We start from the raw sequence: 15687 nt of genomic DNA, 5'->3' as shown, positions 1-15687 counted from the left end.
TGCATGTCGTTGCGGCGGGCGGCGCCCGCCGCCCGCCCCGCTTACTGCCCCTGCTGTTGCAGTTTCTGCTGCTTCATCTGCTGCGTGCGCGCCTGCAGCTTCAGCACGCGTTGCAGCGCGGTGCGGTTCGCGAGGATGCCGTCGTAGAAGTTGGCGAGATCGCCCTTCAGCGCGGTCCGCGACGCGTCGTTCAGATAGATCATGTGACCCGACGGGTAATTCTTGATCGTCAGGTTCCGCGCCTTGAGCACCGGATCGAGCGGCATCTGCGCGAGCGTCAGCTCCGTCTGGTGGAACGGCGTGACGGCGTCGAAATAGCCGTTCGCCGACAGCACCTTCAGGTCCGGGTTCACGCTCATCGTCGACGCCAGGTCGCCGGCCGTGTACAGCGTGTTGCCGCCGCCCTTGTTCGCGCCGGTCGGGTCCGTGTGGCTGAAGTCCCAGTTGTTGAAGACCTGGTCGTTCAGGTCCACGAACGACGACGTCGACGTGTACTTGAGGTCGGTGTTGATGTAGCTGTTCCACAGCACCGTGTACGCGCCGCCGACGTTCGTGATCGACGGATCGTTGCTGCCCGAGTTCGGCAGGATGTACGGCGCGATGCCCTTGCCCGTGAAGTTCGCGCGACCGTCGTACTGGCCGATCTGCGTGCCCGGCACAAGCGTCAGGAAGAACGTGTACGGCGGATTGTCGTCCGACGACGGCACGTTGCCGAGCGCGGCCGGGTTGCCGAAGGTCTGGATCAGCGACGTCGGATCCGTGCCGATGTACGCGCCCATCTGCTGCGCGGTCTGCAGCTTCAGGTTCAGCCGCACGTTCACGAAGCCGCCGTCCTGCGGGTTCGGCTTCTGCGCGAGCGGCGCGAGCGTGTTGTCCGCGTAGTCGCGGGCCTGGACCATGTACGCGTCGAGATCGGTCGGCGTCGGATTGAGCGTCGTCTTCTTCCAGTAGAACGCGTCGGCCGCGAGCGTCGGGAACGTGCCCGGCGCGGACAGCGCGTTCGCATAGTCGAGAATCGACGACTGCAGCGTGATCCCGTTCAGGTCGATGCCGTCCTCGTGCAGCACCCACGACACGACCGCGCTGCGCGCGGTGCCGTACGACTCGCCGTACAGGAACTTCGGCGAATTCCAGCGCGAGTACTTGGTCAGGTAGCGCTGGATGAAGCGGTCGATCGAGCGCGCATCCTGGTCGGTGCCCCAGAAGTCCTTGTTCTTCGCCGGCGCGATCGCGGTCGAGTAACCGGTGCCGACCGGATTGATGAACACGAGGTCGGTGCGGTCGAGCAGGCTGTCCGGGTTGTCGAGCAGCTTGTACGGCGCGGGCGGCGTGAAGTTCGGGAACGACGACTGCAGGCGCTTCGGCCCGTACGAACCGAGCAGCAGGTAGACCGACGACGAGCCCGGGCCGCCGTTGTAGAAGAACGTGACCGGGCGCGGCTTCGACGGGTCGGGATTGTCCTGCGTGTATGCGACGTAGAACATCTTCGCGTTCGGCGCCGACGTGACCGGATCGATCGTCGTCAGGTGGCCCGTGGTGGCCGTGTACGCGATCGTCTTGCCGCCGATCGTGACCTGGCGGTGCACGACCGCCGCGCCTTCCGTCGAATCCGTGACGGCATCGTTCGGCCCGGTGCCGTACACGTCGGTGTCGACGTACGGCTGGTCGGCCGCGGCGGCGGCCGTTGCGTCGGTGGCGGCCGACGTGCCGTCGCTGGACGTCGCGGCCGCGGTGGCCGCCGACGCGCTCGGGCTCGGCCCGTCGTCGCCGCCACACCCCGTGACGAGCAGCGCCGCGGCCGCCGCGGCGGCGAGCGGTACGCTCAAGGTCGTTCCGAATAGCGCGAAACCGTCTTTCAAGGACTTCCGTGTCGTCATTATTGCCTCTCGAACAGAACGATAAATACCGCCGATCGCAACGGATCATTTGCGCCGGCGCTCCGCACCGGGAATGCATTCGTTATGCGACGCATTCCGAGTTTTTTACCGGATCGGCAAATACCGACCGGCACGATTTACCCCACCCATGTTTTTTTGCAACCGCACAATGGCGTCAATTCCATTGACAACGACAATTCAACGATCCGCGGCAATACGGATTGATTCCGTGGATTTACTGGCACAACAAAAGCGATGGACCAAAGAATGCCGCGCAAAGCCCGCCCGGCAACGCGTCTTCACTTCGAACAGACGAACGATCCCCGTCGGCGAGATACCGATTAATCGCGAAACGGCGATCAATCGCGACTCGATCCGATTGAATAAAATCGAAAGGATCTATTAACTAAATGGAAAGGAATATTCTCGCAACCGGATTTATTAAATTAAGTGAAAATACCGGCGCATAATAGGTTCCGGATTTATCGCCGTAAAGTAAGAATTTGTTACAGCGCTCGCCATTCGGATAAAAGACAGTCCGGGACCGATTCCAGAGACGCACATTAAAAAAGCCGGACGGCTGTCCGGCTTGTGGGTGGGACGTGACGGGCGCCGTCAGAGCGGCACGTCGATCGTGCCGACGCCGACGGAAATCGCGTTCGCGCCCGGCGCGGCCGAGATCGGCGGCAGGTTCGCGCTCGTCAGCGCGGGCGCGGCGCCCGGCGTGCCGCCGCGCGGCACCGTGCGGATCACCTGCGACGGCGGCAGCGGCGCGCCGTTCTTCAGGCGCTTCCACATCAGGTTCAACGCCTGCACGTTGTAGTAGTGAACCGGCACGAAGCGCGTGTCGAAGCCCGGAACCGACAGGAACGCGTCGAAGTGCTGGCCGTTCGTCACTTCGTAGAACACCAGCTGGCTGCGCCCGGCTTCGCTGATGCCGTTCTGCGCGACGTACGCGCGCGACGCGTGGTTCACAGGCACGAGCGCGTCGCTGCGGCCCTGCACGATGATCGCCGGCTTGCCGTGCAGGTTCGCGTTCACGCGCACCGCGTCGACGTTCGCGGGCATCCCGAGCATCCCGTTCGTCCACAGCTGGCGCAGGCACAGCGCGCCCGCGAAACTTGCATCGGGCGTCGCGAGCCGGTGGTCGACGCCCGCGCCGTTGTTGAACACGAGATTGATGCCGGCCGTCGGCGGCACGCCGTTGCCGGCGCCGAACACGGCCGGCATCGGCGATGCGGCGGGCGCCGCGACCGCGCCCGTCGCCGCGTTCGTCGTCGCGAAGCTGAAGTTGCACAGGTTGTCGGTGACGCGCGAGCGCGTGTACGCGTTCGCATAGGTGACCGCGATCGCGGGAATCGCCTGCGAATCCCACATCGACGCCTGCAGCAGGTCGGAATCGGCCAGATAGCCGGCCGCATGGAGCTGCGCGAGCGCGTCGGCCGCCTGGCTCTGCGTGTCGGCGCCCGCCACCAGCCCGGCCGCGGCGAGCGTCGCACAGCGCTGCGTGCGGATCGACTGCGTGGTCGCGGACGGCAGCGCGCTCAGGTACGGCGCGCCGGCGAGCGACGCCGACGCGGCCGCGCACGGTTCCAGCAGGTTCGCGAGCGTCGCGTAATCGGCCAGCGGCCGGCCGAACGACGGCGCCGGCTGGCCGCCCGTGCGGACGACCGCATTCGGCGCCATCCGCACGTTGATCTGCGGCTCGCCGACCACGACCGCGGTAATCCAGCCGCGGTTGTCCTGCTCGGCCGCCGCGAGCGACGCGCCGCCGCCGTTGCTGACCGACGCGGCGATCGTCGTGATGTCGCCCGCGCGATAGCGCACGCCGTGATGCGCGCCGTCGATCAGCGGGCCGAACTGCTCGTTGAGCGCCCAGTACGCGAACTCGACCGCCTGCAGCGTCGCGCGTCCCCAGTCCTGCTCGGGATTCTGTTGCGAATGCGCGTGCTTGAACGCATAGCGGTTCGGGAAGCGGCTGTTGAACGCGGCGAGATCGCCGCTCGTCACGTTCGCGGTGAACAGGCTCGCGGTGCCGGCCAGCACCGCGTCGGCGAGCGTGCCGTCGATCAGCGTGACGGTGTCGGAGCCGAGCTCGTGCGCGCCGTTGCCGCCGCCCTTGTCGTTGTAGGCCACCGCGCAGCCGCGCTTGAGCGCCCATTCGCCGGCCGCGGAAATCGCGCCGTACACGCCGCGCGAGCCGGACGACGTCGCGGTGACGATGCACGGCTGCGCGGGATTGAAGCTGGCGGGCACCTGCACGAGCAGCGTCACGTTCTTGGTGCCGCTGCCGTCGTCGGCATACGCGAGATATTCGGTGCCGGGGATCTTGCCTTCGCCGAGCGTGTCGTTGCCGTCGAGGTCGACGTTCGGCCCCCAGAAACGGCCGTAGCCGCCGTTCGCGCTCATGTCGACGAGCGCGCGGTAGTTCGACCAGATCGCGAGGCGGCGCAATTCGGCGCTCGTCGGCCGCGACGGGTTCGCGAAGCCCGGCGCGGCCGCCGCCGCGAGGCCCGTCTTGCCGAGGCCGGCCGTCAGCAGGTCGTCGCTCGCGCCGTCGTAGGCTGTCGTGCGCACGCTGCCGGACACGAAGCCGGGCAACCGGTTGCGCTCGGCCGACTCGTCGCCGTTGCAGGCGCCGAGCATCGCGATCGCGGCCAGCGCCGCCCCCCACACCACCCGCCTGCCCCACCCGAACTTCGTCATCGCCGCCCCCTCGATATCGTTATCGGTCCGCCGCCGCGCCGCGCGCGGCTGCCGGCCTCTGAAGCGCAAACGGGCCCCGGCATGCCGGGACCCGCCTGAAACGGGCGCGCGCGGCGCTCGCGCGCCGCCGCCCGGCGTTACTGCTGCTGGACCGTCAGCTTGTTCGTGACCGACGTCACGCCGCTCACGCCCTTCGCCGCCTCTTCCGCCTTGTCGATCTGAGCCTGGTCGGGCACCGTGCCCTCCAGCGTGATCGCGCCGCCCTTCGAGCGCACGACGAGGTTCGCCACGTCGATGCCGCCTGCCTTCGTAATGGCCTTGCGCACCGCGTAGCCGAGCTTGCGGTTCGCCTTCTTCGCGGTTTTCGCGGCGGCCTTCGGCGCGCTCGTCGCGGCCGCCGGCGCTTCCGTTGCCGCTGCGTCGCTCGACTGCGCATATACGCTGCCCGACAGACAGGCCGCCACGGCGGCGACGCCCAACGCTCTCAACACGATCGACTTCATGCTATCTCCTTATCACTCCGGAACGGCCGTGCACAGTACGGCCGGATACCCCCAAAAACAGCCGGCCCGCGCGCGAACGGGCGGGACAGCCGGTGTTTTCCACGGCGATACGAGAGAGGCGTCACGGGCCGGCGGCCGGCGCACGCGAAAGCGGGCCGGCCGGGCCGGGCAGCCGCCGGCCGGACGCGCCCGGTCTCATGACGTGCCGGGTCGCGCGCGAATCGGGCGCGGCTGCGTCGCACAATGTAATCCAGCGCCCGCCGAAGCGCAAAGCTTTTGACGCGACGGCGCCCGCAGCCGTCGCCGCGCAGCCGCGCGAGCCCAGCCGATTCGCGCATGCGCGGCGAAACCGGGTACCATCGCCGCGAGCATCCGCGTCGTCCCGCGACGACCGTCATCGATGCGTCACGCCAGCGTCATCCGCCGATCCCATGAAGCCTGCCCGCCCCCGCCCGCCGCGCCGCATCCTCGCCCGCTTCGTCGCCGTCTCGTGGCGCGACCTCGCGCTGTCGATCGGCCCGACCGTGCTGCTCGCCGGCGCGGCCGTCTGGCTCGCGGTCAAGCTGATCCAGCCGGCGCCGCCGTCCTCGCTCGTGATCTCGGCCGGGCCGCCCGGCAGCACGTACTGGAACGCCGCGCAGAAATACAAGACGATCCTCGCGAAAAACGGCGTCACGCTCGACGTTCAATCGTCCGAAGGTTCCGCGCAGAACCTCGCGCGGTTGTCGAACCCGAACGCGCCGGTCGACGTCGGCTTCGTGCAGAGCGGCATCGGCCCGAAGGAGCGCGACGAGCATCTGGTGTCGCTCGGCAGCATCGGCTACGTGCCGCTCGCGATCATGTACCGCGGCCCGGTCGTCGCGCGCCTGTCCGACTTCAAGGGCAAGCGGCTCGCGCTCGGCGCCGAAGGCAGCGGCGCGCGCGAACTGAGCCTCGCGCTGCTGAAGATGAACGGCATCGTGCCGGGCGGCCCGACCGAGCTCCTGCCGACCGCCGGCGAGGACGCCGCGACCGCGCTGCTCGACGGCAAGATCGACGCCGCGTTCCTGTCCGGCGACTCGACGCAGATCCCGGTGATGGCGAAGCTGTTCCGCGCGCCCGGCGTGCACGTGTATTCGTTCACGCAGGCCGAGGCGTACGCGCGGCGCTTTCCGTACCTCACCGCGATCACGCTGCCGATGGGCGTCTACGATCTCGGCCGCAACCTGCCGCCCGCCGACATCCACACGGTCGCGCCGACGATCGAACTCGTCGCGCGCGACTCGCTGCATCCGGCGCTGTCCGACCTGCTGATCGAGGCCGCGCGCGAAGTGCACGGCCACGCGACGATCCTCCAGCACGCGGGCGAATTCCCGTCGTCGGTCACGCGCGGCTTCCCGCTGTCCGACGACGCCGCCCGCTACTACAAGTCGGGCAAGAGCTTCCTGTACCGGCGGCTGCCGTTCTGGGTCGCGAGCCTCGTCGACCGGCTGCTGGTCGTGGTCGTGCCGCTGATCGTCGTGCTGATCCCCGGGCTGCGGCTCGTGCCGTCGCTGTACGGCTGGCGCGTGCGCTCGCGCATCTACCGCTGGTACGGCGCGCTGATCGCGCTCGAGCGCCGCGCGCTCGGCGAACATACGGCCGAGGAGCGCGTGCAGCTGCTCGACGAGCTCGACGACATCGAGGAAGCCGTGAACCGGATGAAGATGCCGCTCGCGTATGCCGGGCAGTTCTACGTGCTGCGCGAGCACATCGGCTTCGTGCGCGAACGGCTCACCGCGCACGACCAGGATGCGCCGGCGGGGCCGCCCGGCGCCGGCAACCCGCCGGCGCGCGCGGAAACCGGCCCGCCGCCGGCCGGCGATGGCCCCCGGGCGACTCCCGGTTCCGCGTGAGCGAACGATCCGCGATCATTGCTGCATGCGCGCGCTGCCGCGTAACATGGAGGCCGCCGCCAGGCGCCGCACGCCCCACCTTCTGGAGAACGACATGACAACCGGCCTCGATACCGCCCAACCCGCCTGGTTCTTCGACTTCGTGTCGCCGTTCTCGTATCTGCTGCTCGAGCAGCACGACAAATGGCCGGACGTGCCGTTCGACCCCGTCGCCGTGTCGTTGACCGACCTCCAGCGCCACTGGGGCCAGCGCCCGACCGCCGACGTGCCGGCCAAGCGCGTGTTCACGTACCGTCACGCGCTGTTTCGCGCGGAACAGCTCGGCATCCGCTTCAAGATGCCGCCCGCGCACCCGTTCGATTCGGACAAGGTGCTGCGCCTCGCGATCGCGCTGCGCGCCGATATCGCGACGGTGCTGGAAATGTTCCGCTTCATCTGGCGCGAAGGCAACGATCCGTCGACGCCGGAAGGCTTCGCGGCACTGTGCGAACGCGTCGGAGTGAGCCACGGCGACGAGCTGATCGAGTTCGAGGAAACCGCTGCGCAGCTGGCGCGCAACACGGCCGACGCGATCGCGCTCGGCGTGTTCGGCGTGCCCACCTTCTGGATGAACCAGCAGCTGTTCTGGGGCGAGGACGCGCTGCCGATGGTGCTGTACTGCGCGCGCACGCCGAACTGGCTCGAATCGCGCGAGGTCAAGCGGATCAGCACGTTGCCGAAGGGCCGCGCGTGATGACGTGCGTGATGGCCGGTATCACGCACGGCAACGCGCGGCTGCGGTAAGGTTACGCGTCCCCCGAATCACCCCCACCAATGGACGACGACCGTACCGCCTCGCTCGACATCTGGCTCGTGCGCGTGTTGCGCACGCTGCTGCTCGAGCGCAGCGTCACGCAGGCCGCGCTGCGGCTGAACCAGACCCAGCCCGCGATCAGCACCGCGCTGCGCAAGCTGCGCGAGACGCTGAACGACCCGATCCTCGTGCGCGGCAAATCCGGCATGGTGCCGACCGAATATGGCGCGTCGCTGCTCGAAGCCGCGTCGCGCGCGCTGCGCGAGGTCGACTTCATCGCGACGCCGCACGGCGACTTCGATCCGTCGTCCGCGCGGCGCACGTTCCGCGTCGCCGCGCCCGACTACCTGAACGATTTCTTCATGCCGACGCTGATCGAGCGCTTTCGCGACGCGGCGCCGCATGCGCATCTGGAAATCGATTCGCTGAATCCCGCGCTCGACCACGCGGGCGCGCTCGAATCGGGCGCGCTCGATCTCGTGATCGGCAACTGGCCCAAGCCCGACCCGCAGTTCGCGCGCCAGGACCTGTTCTCCGACACGATCGTGTGCCTGATGCGCGACGCGCATCCGCTCGCCCGCGAGCCGCTCACGCGCGACGCGTATGCGGCGGCCGCGCACGTCGCGCCGACGCCGTACACCGGCGACAAGCGCAACGCGATCGAGATCGGCCTGGCGCGCGCGCGCCTCACGCGCCGCATCGTGACGACGCTGCCGTACTTCGGGATCGTGCCGCAGGTGCTGCTGCAGTCGGACCTGATCTTCACGACGACGCGCCGCTTCGCGACGCACTATGCGCAACTGCTGCCGCTCGTCGTCGTCACGCCGCCCGTGCCGTTCCCGCGCATCAAGAGCTACCTGCTCACGCACCCGCAACCCGATCGGCCGACCGACATCGCGTGGCTGTGCGCGCTGATGCAGAGCGTGTCCGACGAGCTGACGGTCTCTCGCACGCGCAAGCGCTGACGCGCGGCCAAGGCGCGGCGCGGCTGGTCAGGCAACACGGCCGCTCAGGCCGTGCAGAAGGTTTCCTGCAGATGGGTCCAGCGCACGACGCCTGCCGCATCGCGCGCGAACACGGCGGTCGCGCGGCGCGCCGGCAGTTCGCCCGCCGCCGCGTGCTGCGCTTCGAGATAGGTGATCACCGCATGCGCTGCATCGGCCGCGAGCACGCGCATCTCCGACAGCGTGATGCGCAGCCCCGGCTTCGCGCCGGCCAGCTTCGCGAACAGCGCGCGCATGCCGTCACGGTCGACCATGCGGCCGTCGGTCAGGATCATCGTGAAGTCGGCGGAAAACGCGGCGAGCAGCGCATCGAGCGCCGCGGGCGCGGTATCGACGCCGGACAGCCAGCGCTCGATGGCGACGAGGCTCGCATCGAGCGCGTCGAGATAGACGGAGTGATCGGACATGGGTGCGTGCACGGTGACGTGAAGCGCGGCCCGCTGCCGCGCGTTGTCGTGCAGTGTATGCAAAAACGCGCGGCCGTGCGGCGTCGGCGTTTCAGCGCGCGCAGGACACGTCGTCGCGTGCGCGACCGGCCGCGGCCGCCTTCGCCTCGGCCACCGGCATGCCCGAGCGGGCCTGCAGCAGCTCCGCGCAGACGGCCACCGCGATCGCGCCCGGCGCCTTGTCGACGATGCCCGCGACGCCGATCGGACACACCATGTCGACGAGCCGCGCCGGGTCGACGCCGCGCGCGGCGAGCCGGCGCTCGAACTTCACGCGCTTGGTGCGCGAGCCGATCATCCCGAAGTACGCGTAGTCGCGCCGCCGCATGATCTGCGCGGCGAGCGCGAAGTCGAGCGCGTGGTTGTGCGTCATCACGAGGAAGTACGCGCCGGGCGGCGCCGCGTCGACGACGGCCTCCGGCGTGTCGGTCGGCTCGGGCTGCACGTTCGGCGGACATTCGTCCGGGAACAGCTCGTCGCGCGTGTCGACCCACTGCACGACGCACGGCAGCGCGCCGAGCAGCGCGACGAGCGCGTGGCCGACGTGCCCCGCGCCGAACAGCACGACGTGCATCGGCGGCGGCGCCGCGGTCGCGCGGTTGCGCTGGCCGGTGCCCGGCGCGAACGGCTGCGGTTGCGACGGCGCGTTGCCGCACGCGCCGTCGCATCCGGCGGCGGGCGCGGGCGACGCGGCACGCGGCGAACGAGCGAGGCCGTTCATGCGCGCCTCCGCCGGGCCGGGCCGCCGTGAGCGAGCAACGAACGAAGCAGGCACGAAGCGCGTTTCATCTCACCCTGCCTCGCTCGCGCTCGCCGCGCGTACCGCGCCGATCGCGCGCAGGATCGACTCGCCGGTGGCCGGCGCGTCGAGCGGCGGGTTCACCCGGTAGTCGCCGACCGCGGCCACGGCGTCGCGCACCGCGAAGAACACCGAGAACGGCAGCAGCAGCGGCGGCTCGCCGACGGCCTTCGAGCGGTGGATGCTGTCCTCGACGTTGCGGTTCCGGAACAGCCGCACGTTGAATTCGGGCGGCGTGTCGTTCACCGTCGGGATCTTGTACGTGGACGGCGCATGCGTCATCAGTTTGCCGCCTGCGTTCCACCAAAGCTCCTCGGTCGTGAGCCAGCCCATTCCCTGGATGAACGCGCCTTCGACCTGGCCGATGTCGAGCGCCGGGTTCAGCGACGCGCCCACGTCGTGCAGCGCATCGACGCGCAGCGTGCGCATCTCGCCCGTCAGCGTGTCGATCACGACTTCCGACACGGCCGCGCCGTACGAGTAGTAGTAGAACGGCCGACCCTGCAGCTTCGATTGATCCCAGTGCAGCTTCGGCGTCGCATAGAAGCCGTCGGACCACAGCTGCACGCGCGCGAGATACGCCTTCGCGACCACTTCGCCGAACGGCACGCGATGGCCGCCGACCCACACGACGTCGTTACCGAACTTCACGTCGGCCGCATCGACCTTGCCGTCGCCGAACTGCTTCGCCGCGAACGCCGCGAGCCGCTCGCGCAACTGGCGCGCCGCATCCTGCGCGGCCTTGCCGTTCAGGTCGGAGCCCGTCGACGCGGCGGTCGCGGACGTGTTCGCGACCTTGCTCGTGTCGGTCGCGGTCACGCGGATCCGGCCGAAACGGATGCCGAGTTCGTGCGCGACGACCTGCGCGACCTTCGTGTTGAGCCCCTGGCCCATCTCCGTGCCGCCGTGGTTCACGAGCACCGAGCCGTCGGTGTAGATGTGCACCAGCGCGCCGGCCTGGTTGAAGTGCGTGACGTTGAACGCGATGCCGAACTTCACCGGCGTGAGCGCGATGCCCTTCTTCAGCACCGTGTTGCGTGCGTTGAATGCGCGCACGCCCGCACGCCGCGCGCGGTAGTCGCTCGTCGTCTCGAGTTCGCCGAGCAGCTCCTGCAGCACGTTGTCCTCGACCGTCTGCCCGTACGGCGTCACGTTGCGTTCGGTCTTGCCGTACAGGTTCGCGTAGCGGACGTCGAGCGGATCGCGGCCGAGCGATCGCGCGATGTCGTCGAGGATGTATTCGATCGCGAACGCGCCCTGCGGGCCGCCGAAGCCGCGAAACGCGGTGTTCGACTGCGTGTTGGTCTTGCCGCAGTAGCCGGCGATGTCGACGTCGCCGAGCCAGTACGCGTTGTCGAAGTGGCACACCGCGCGCGTCATCACCGGGCCCGACAGGTCGGCCGAGAAGCCGCAGCGCGACGTCATGTCGAGCGCGACGCCGTCGATGCGGCCGTCGTCGTCGTAGCCGACGTCGAAGCGGTAATGGAAGTCGTGCCGCTTGCCGGTGATCATCATGTCGTCGTCGCGGTCCGGACGCAGCTTCACCGGGCACAGCAGCTTCCATGCGGCGAGCGCCGCGCAGCACGCGAACAGGCCCGACTGCGATTCCTTGCCGCCGAAGCCGCCGCCCATCCGGCGGCATTCGACCAGCACGTTGTGCGATGCGACGCCGAGCACGTGCGCGACGAGGTGCTGCATCTCGCTCGGGTGCTGCGTCGAGCAGTACACGTGCATCCCGTCGTCGTCCTTCGGCACCGCGTACGCGATCTGCCCTTCCAGGTAGAATTGCTCCTGCCCGCCGAGCAGCATCTCGCCCGACTCGCGGTGCGGCGCGACGGCGAGCCGCGCCGCCGCGTCGCCGCGCGCGAGCTTCAGCGGCGGGATCACGTAGGTTTCGGCCTTGCGCGCTTCCTGCGCGGTCAGGATCGCGGGCAACTCCTCGTAGTCGACCTGCGCGCGGCGCGCGGCGAGCCGCGCGGTTTCATGCGACGTCGCGACGACGATGAACATCGGCTGGCCGACGAACTGCACGACGCCTTTGGCGAGCACCGGATCGTCGTGGACGATCGGGCCGCAATCGTTGACGCCCGGGATGTCGTCGGCCGTGAACACGGCGACCACGCCCGGCGTCGCGCGCACCGCGTCGAAGTTCATCGACACGATCTTCGCGTGCGGCTTCGCGGACAACCCGAGCGCCGCGTGCAGCGTGCCGGCGACGAGCGGGATGTCGTCGGTGTAGGTTGCGCGCCCGCTCACGTGCAGGTGAGCGGATTCGTGCGCGCGCGACACGTGCACTTGCGCGGCGTCGGCCTGCGGATCGAGGGTGCTGAGGAACGGTTCTGCTTGCTGGTTCATGTTCGGTGTTCTCCGTCGTCAGACGCGTGCCGCGTCGTCGGCAACTTCAGCGCCTGCTTCGGCGGCCACTTCACGCACGTTCAGCGCCTGCGGCGGCAGCGGGTCGTGCGCACGCGTCTCCAGCCAGAAGCGATACATCAGGTTCTTCGCGGTCTCGAGGCGATACGCGCTCGTCGCGCGCATGTCGGACAGCGGCTGGTAATCGCGCTCGAGCGCCTGCATCGCGGCCTGCGCGGTGGCTTCGTGCCACTGCGCGCCGTCGAGCACGGCTTCCGTACTGGAAGCGCGCTTCGGCGTCGCGGCCATCCCGCCGAACGCGATGCGCGGCTCGCGGATCGTGTCGCCGTCCGCGATGAACGCGAATGCGGCGCACACCGCGGAAATGTCGGAGTCGAAGCGCTTCGACAGCTTGTAGGTGCGGAACCGCAGCTTTTCGCGCGCACCGCTGCGGGTCGGCACCTTCAGGCCAGCGACGAATTCGTGCGGCGCCATGTCCTTCTGCTGATAGCCGGTGTACAGCGCCTCGAGGGGCAGCTCGCGCACGGTGTCGCCGCCGCGCAGCACGACGCGCGCGCCGAGCGCGATGAGGCCCGGCATCGAATCGCCGATCGGCGAGCCGTTCGCGACGTTGCCGCCGAGCGTGCCCGCGTTGCGGATCGGCAGCGACGCGAAGCGCTTCCACATCTCGGTCAGCTCCGGATAGGTGCCGGCCAGCGCCGCATAGGCCTTCTCGACCGTCACGCCCGCGCCGATCCCGATCCAGTCGTCGCCGTGCACGATCTGCTGCAGTTCGGCGATCTGGCCGACGTAGATCAGGTCGTCGAGGCGGCGCATCTGCTTGGTGACCCACAGGCCGATGTCGGTGCTGCCCGCGAGAATGCGCGCGTCGGGACGCTTGGCCTTCAGCGCGGCCAGCGCGTCGAGCGTGCGCGGCGCCGCGAAACGCGCGCCGTTGACCGCCGTGTAGTCGAACGTATCGTCGCGCTTCAGCGATGCGAGCGTGCGGGCGAGCGCGGCCGTGTCGACCGGCGCCGACGGTGCCGACGCGGCTTCGCCTGTCGCGCCGTCGGTCGCACCTTCGCCGGTCGCGTCGAACATCCGCACCGCCGCATCGACGATCGGGCGATAGCCGGTACAGCGGCACAGGTTGCCCGTCAGCGCATCGGCGATCTCGGTGCGCGTCGGCACGTCCTTCGCCTTCGCGCACGCACTGCCGCAGCCTTCGTGGCCATGCTTCTCGTACAGCGCCCACATCGACATCACGAAGCCGGGCGTGCAGAACCCGCACTGCGAACCGTGGCAATCGACCATCGCCTGCTGCACCGGGTGCAGCGAACCGTCCGGCCGGCGCAGGTCCTCGACCGTGAGCAGCGCCTTGCCGTCGAGCGTCGGCAGGAACTGGATGCACGCGTTGACGGCCTTGAACTCGACCGCGCCGGCGTCGGTCAGCTCGCCGACGACGACCGTGCACGCGCCGCAGTCGCCTTCCGCGCAGCCTTCCTTGGTGCCGGTGCAATGCGCGTCCTCGCGCAGGTATTGCAGCACGGTGCGGGTCACGTCCGCGCCGCTGACTTCGCGGATCGCGTGACGGTGGTAGAAGCGGATCGGCTCACTCATGTCTCGGTGTTTCTTCAAATGGGGGCAAGGCGGCCTGCGCGGAGCGCTCGACCGACGTTTTTCTGACAGTTTGCACGCTATCACCGTCAAATTCCGCAACCCATAGCCCATCACGCATGCGGCTCATATAACTGCCGCGATATGCGCGCCCGACCGGCCGACGCCCTTGCCGCACGGGGCGCGCCGTCCGTTCCCGGCCCGCGCGATCGTCGGCCCCTTCACGAACGGCGCGCGGTTAACTAAGCGGTACCTGCGTGAAAACCGGTTCCATGGGAAAATCCCGATTCCCTTTTCCGCCGTTTTCCGTTCGTTTCGCCATTCGTTCCGACCCCATGTCATCCGATTCCGCCACACCGCCGCGCAGCGGGTTCGCGGTCACGCTGCAAATCGTGTCCGTCGTCTGCTTCACGTTCATCTGCTACCTGACCATCGGCCTGCCGCTCGCGGTGCTGCCGGGCTTCGTCCACGACGACCTCGGCTTTTCCGCGATCGTCGCGGGCGGCGCGATCAGCGTCCAGTATTTCGCGACGCTCGCGTCGCGCCCGCTCGCCGGCCGCCTCGCCGATACGCTCGGGCCGAAGCAGACGGTGCTGCGCGGGCTGGTCGGCTGCGGCGTGTCGGGCGTGCTGCTGCTCGTCGCGCTGCTGCTCGCGCACTGGCCGGTCGCGAGCCTCGCGCTGCTCGTCGCGAGCCGGCTCGTGCTCGGCGTCGGCGAAAGCCTGTGCGGCACCGGTGCGATCCTGTGGGGCATCGGCCGGGTCGGCGTCGCGCACAACGCGAAGGTGATCTCGTGGAACGGCATCGCGACCTACGGCGCGCTCGCGCTCGGCGCGCCGGTCGGCGTCGCGATCGCGCACACGCTGAATCCGGCGCTGATCGGCGTGATCGTGATCGCGCTCGCCGCGCTCGGCTTCTACCTTGCCCGCCTGATCGCACCGGTGCCGCTCGTGCACGGCGAACGGATGTCGTATGCGAGCGTGTTCACGCGCGTGCTGCCGCACGGCCTCGGCCTCGCGCTCGGTTCGGCCGGCTTCGGCTCGATCGCCACGTTCGTCACGCTGTACTACGCGGCGCGCCACTGGCCGAACGCCGCGCTGTTGCTGACCGTGTTCGGCACGCTGTTCATCGGCGCGCGCCTGCTGTTCGCGAACACGATCAAGACCTACGGCGGGTTCCGCGTCGCGATCGTGTCGTTCGCGTTCGAATCCGCGGGCCTGCTGCTGCTGTGGCTCGCGCCGGTGCCGCACGTCGCGCTGGTCGGCGCCGCGCTGACGGGCTTCGGCTTCGCGCTGATCTTCCCGGCGCTCGGCGTCGAGGCCGTCGCGCTCGTGCCGCCCGCGAGCCGCGGCGCCGCGCTGTCCGCGTATTCGGTGTTCCTCGACCTGTCGCTCGGCATCACGGGCCCGCTCGCCGGCTATGTCGCGGGCGCGTTCGGCTATCCGCAGGTGTTCCTGTTCGCGGCGGTGGCCGCGGCCGCGGGTGTCGCGCTGTCGATGGTGCTGTACCAGCGGCAGGCGCGCGTGGCGGGGAGCGGCGCGGCGGCGTGAGCGGGGTGACGCGCGTTGCGCACCGGTCACGCGAAACGTGCGTCAACGCAGCAGTACGTTGAAATCCCGCAATACGCGGGCCGCATCGGGATGACTCCAGCGTAGGCGCTCGCGCAATCATCATCCCCTCCCGTTACGACCGGAATGATCGAGCGCAGCGCCGAAT

11 protein-coding genes are annotated in these 15687 nt (G+C 69.2%); 4 read left to right on the top strand and 7 right to left on the bottom strand.

Features of this window, described 5'->3' with window-relative positions; translation table 11 throughout:
• Positions 1–41: 41 nt before the first annotated feature.
• The 3 genes from CFB81_RS03820 to CFB81_RS03805 form a co-directional block, all read right to left on the bottom strand.
• Positions 42–1877, bottom strand: coding sequence for a S10 family peptidase (locus CFB81_RS03820; protein ID WP_089434612.1), 1836 nt, complete (start codon positions 1875–1877; stop codon positions 42–44).
• Positions 1878–2492: 615 nt separating this feature from the next.
• Positions 2493–4583: a D-(-)-3-hydroxybutyrate oligomer hydrolase gene (locus tag CFB81_RS03810; RefSeq protein ID WP_089434611.1), complete on the bottom strand. Its 2091-nt coding sequence runs from the start codon at positions 4581–4583 to the stop codon at positions 2493–2495.
• A 137-nt stretch (positions 4584–4720) separates the two neighbouring features.
• A complete protein-coding gene (locus CFB81_RS03805; RefSeq protein ID WP_050011705.1) occupies positions 4721–5086 on the bottom strand; it encodes a BON domain-containing protein in 366 nt (121 codons plus the stop codon).
• A 431-nt stretch (positions 5087–5517) separates the two neighbouring features.
• Here CFB81_RS03805 and CFB81_RS03800 point away from each other — a divergent pair, with 431 nt between their 5' ends.
• From CFB81_RS03800 to CFB81_RS03790, 3 genes are all read left to right on the top strand, one after another.
• Complete coding sequence (locus CFB81_RS03800; protein WP_069616634.1) at positions 5518–6960, top strand: TAXI family TRAP transporter solute-binding subunit; 1443 nt, start codon at positions 5518–5520, stop codon at positions 6958–6960.
• Between the two features lie 94 nt (positions 6961–7054).
• Complete coding sequence (locus tag CFB81_RS03795; RefSeq protein ID WP_069616635.1) at positions 7055–7693, top strand: 2-hydroxychromene-2-carboxylate isomerase; 639 nt, start codon at positions 7055–7057, stop codon at positions 7691–7693.
• Positions 7694–7773: 80 nt separating this feature from the next.
• Complete coding sequence (locus CFB81_RS03790) at positions 7774–8718, top strand: LysR family transcriptional regulator (protein WP_089434610.1); 945 nt, start codon at positions 7774–7776, stop codon at positions 8716–8718.
• 44 nt (positions 8719–8762) lie between these two features.
• Here CFB81_RS03790 and CFB81_RS03785 read toward each other — a convergent pair whose 3' ends face one another.
• From CFB81_RS03785 to xdhA, 4 genes are all read right to left on the bottom strand, one after another.
• Positions 8763–9164: a nuclear transport factor 2 family protein gene (locus CFB81_RS03785; RefSeq protein WP_089434609.1), complete on the bottom strand. Its 402-nt coding sequence runs from the start codon at positions 9162–9164 to the stop codon at positions 8763–8765.
• 91 nt (positions 9165–9255) lie between these two features.
• Positions 9256–9924, bottom strand: a complete 669-nt coding sequence (gene xdhC, locus CFB81_RS03780; protein ID WP_089434608.1) for a xanthine dehydrogenase accessory protein XdhC — start codon at positions 9922–9924, stop codon at positions 9256–9258.
• 69 nt (positions 9925–9993) lie between these two features.
• Positions 9994–12357, bottom strand: coding sequence for a xanthine dehydrogenase molybdopterin binding subunit (gene xdhB, locus CFB81_RS03775; RefSeq protein ID WP_089434607.1), 2364 nt, complete (start codon positions 12355–12357; stop codon positions 9994–9996).
• A gap of 18 nt (positions 12358–12375) precedes the next feature.
• Positions 12376–13974 (bottom strand): xanthine dehydrogenase small subunit, encoded by a 1599-nt coding sequence (gene xdhA, locus CFB81_RS03770; RefSeq protein WP_089434606.1) that lies wholly within the window; start codon positions 13972–13974, stop codon positions 12376–12378.
• A 332-nt stretch (positions 13975–14306) separates the two neighbouring features.
• Between xdhA and CFB81_RS03765 the strand changes: the two genes are divergently transcribed.
• Positions 14307–15521: an MFS transporter gene (locus CFB81_RS03765; RefSeq protein WP_089434605.1), complete on the top strand. Its 1215-nt coding sequence runs from the start codon at positions 14307–14309 to the stop codon at positions 15519–15521.
• Positions 15522–15687 lie beyond the last annotated feature (166 nt).

Source organism: Burkholderia sp. AU28863 (assembly GCF_002223195.1).
GTDB lineage: Bacteria > Pseudomonadota > Gammaproteobacteria > Burkholderiales > Burkholderiaceae > Burkholderia > Burkholderia sola.
Note: the sequence above shows the minus strand (reverse complement) of the source record. Positions and strands in the feature narration are given on the sequence as shown.

Excerpts from the sequence above, each read along its gene's own strand:
- CFB81_RS03820 (WP_089434612.1), bottom strand. The coding sequence starts at position 1,877 with ATGACGACACGGAAGTCCTTGAAAGACGGTTTCGCGCTATTCGGAACG.
- CFB81_RS03810 (WP_089434611.1), bottom strand. The coding sequence starts at position 4,583 with ATGACGAAGTTCGGGTGGGGCAGGCGGGTGGTGTGGGGGGCGGCGCTG.
- CFB81_RS03805 (WP_050011705.1), bottom strand. The coding sequence starts at position 5,086 with ATGAAGTCGATCGTGTTGAGAGCGTTGGGCGTCGCCGCCGTGGCGGCC.
- CFB81_RS03800 (WP_069616634.1), top strand. The coding sequence starts at position 5,518 with ATGAAGCCTGCCCGCCCCCGCCCGCCGCGCCGCATCCTCGCCCGCTTC.
- CFB81_RS03795 (WP_069616635.1), top strand. The coding sequence starts at position 7,055 with ATGACAACCGGCCTCGATACCGCCCAACCCGCCTGGTTCTTCGACTTC.
- CFB81_RS03790 (WP_089434610.1), top strand. The coding sequence starts at position 7,774 with ATGGACGACGACCGTACCGCCTCGCTCGACATCTGGCTCGTGCGCGTG.
- CFB81_RS03785 (WP_089434609.1), bottom strand. The coding sequence starts at position 9,164 with ATGTCCGATCACTCCGTCTATCTCGACGCGCTCGATGCGAGCCTCGTC.
- xdhC (WP_089434608.1), bottom strand. The coding sequence starts at position 9,924 with ATGAACGGCCTCGCTCGTTCGCCGCGTGCCGCGTCGCCCGCGCCCGCC.
- xdhB (WP_089434607.1), bottom strand. The coding sequence starts at position 12,357 with ATGAACCAGCAAGCAGAACCGTTCCTCAGCACCCTCGATCCGCAGGCC.
- xdhA (WP_089434606.1), bottom strand. The coding sequence starts at position 13,974 with ATGAGTGAGCCGATCCGCTTCTACCACCGTCACGCGATCCGCGAAGTC.
- CFB81_RS03765 (WP_089434605.1), top strand. The coding sequence starts at position 14,307 with ATGTCATCCGATTCCGCCACACCGCCGCGCAGCGGGTTCGCGGTCACG.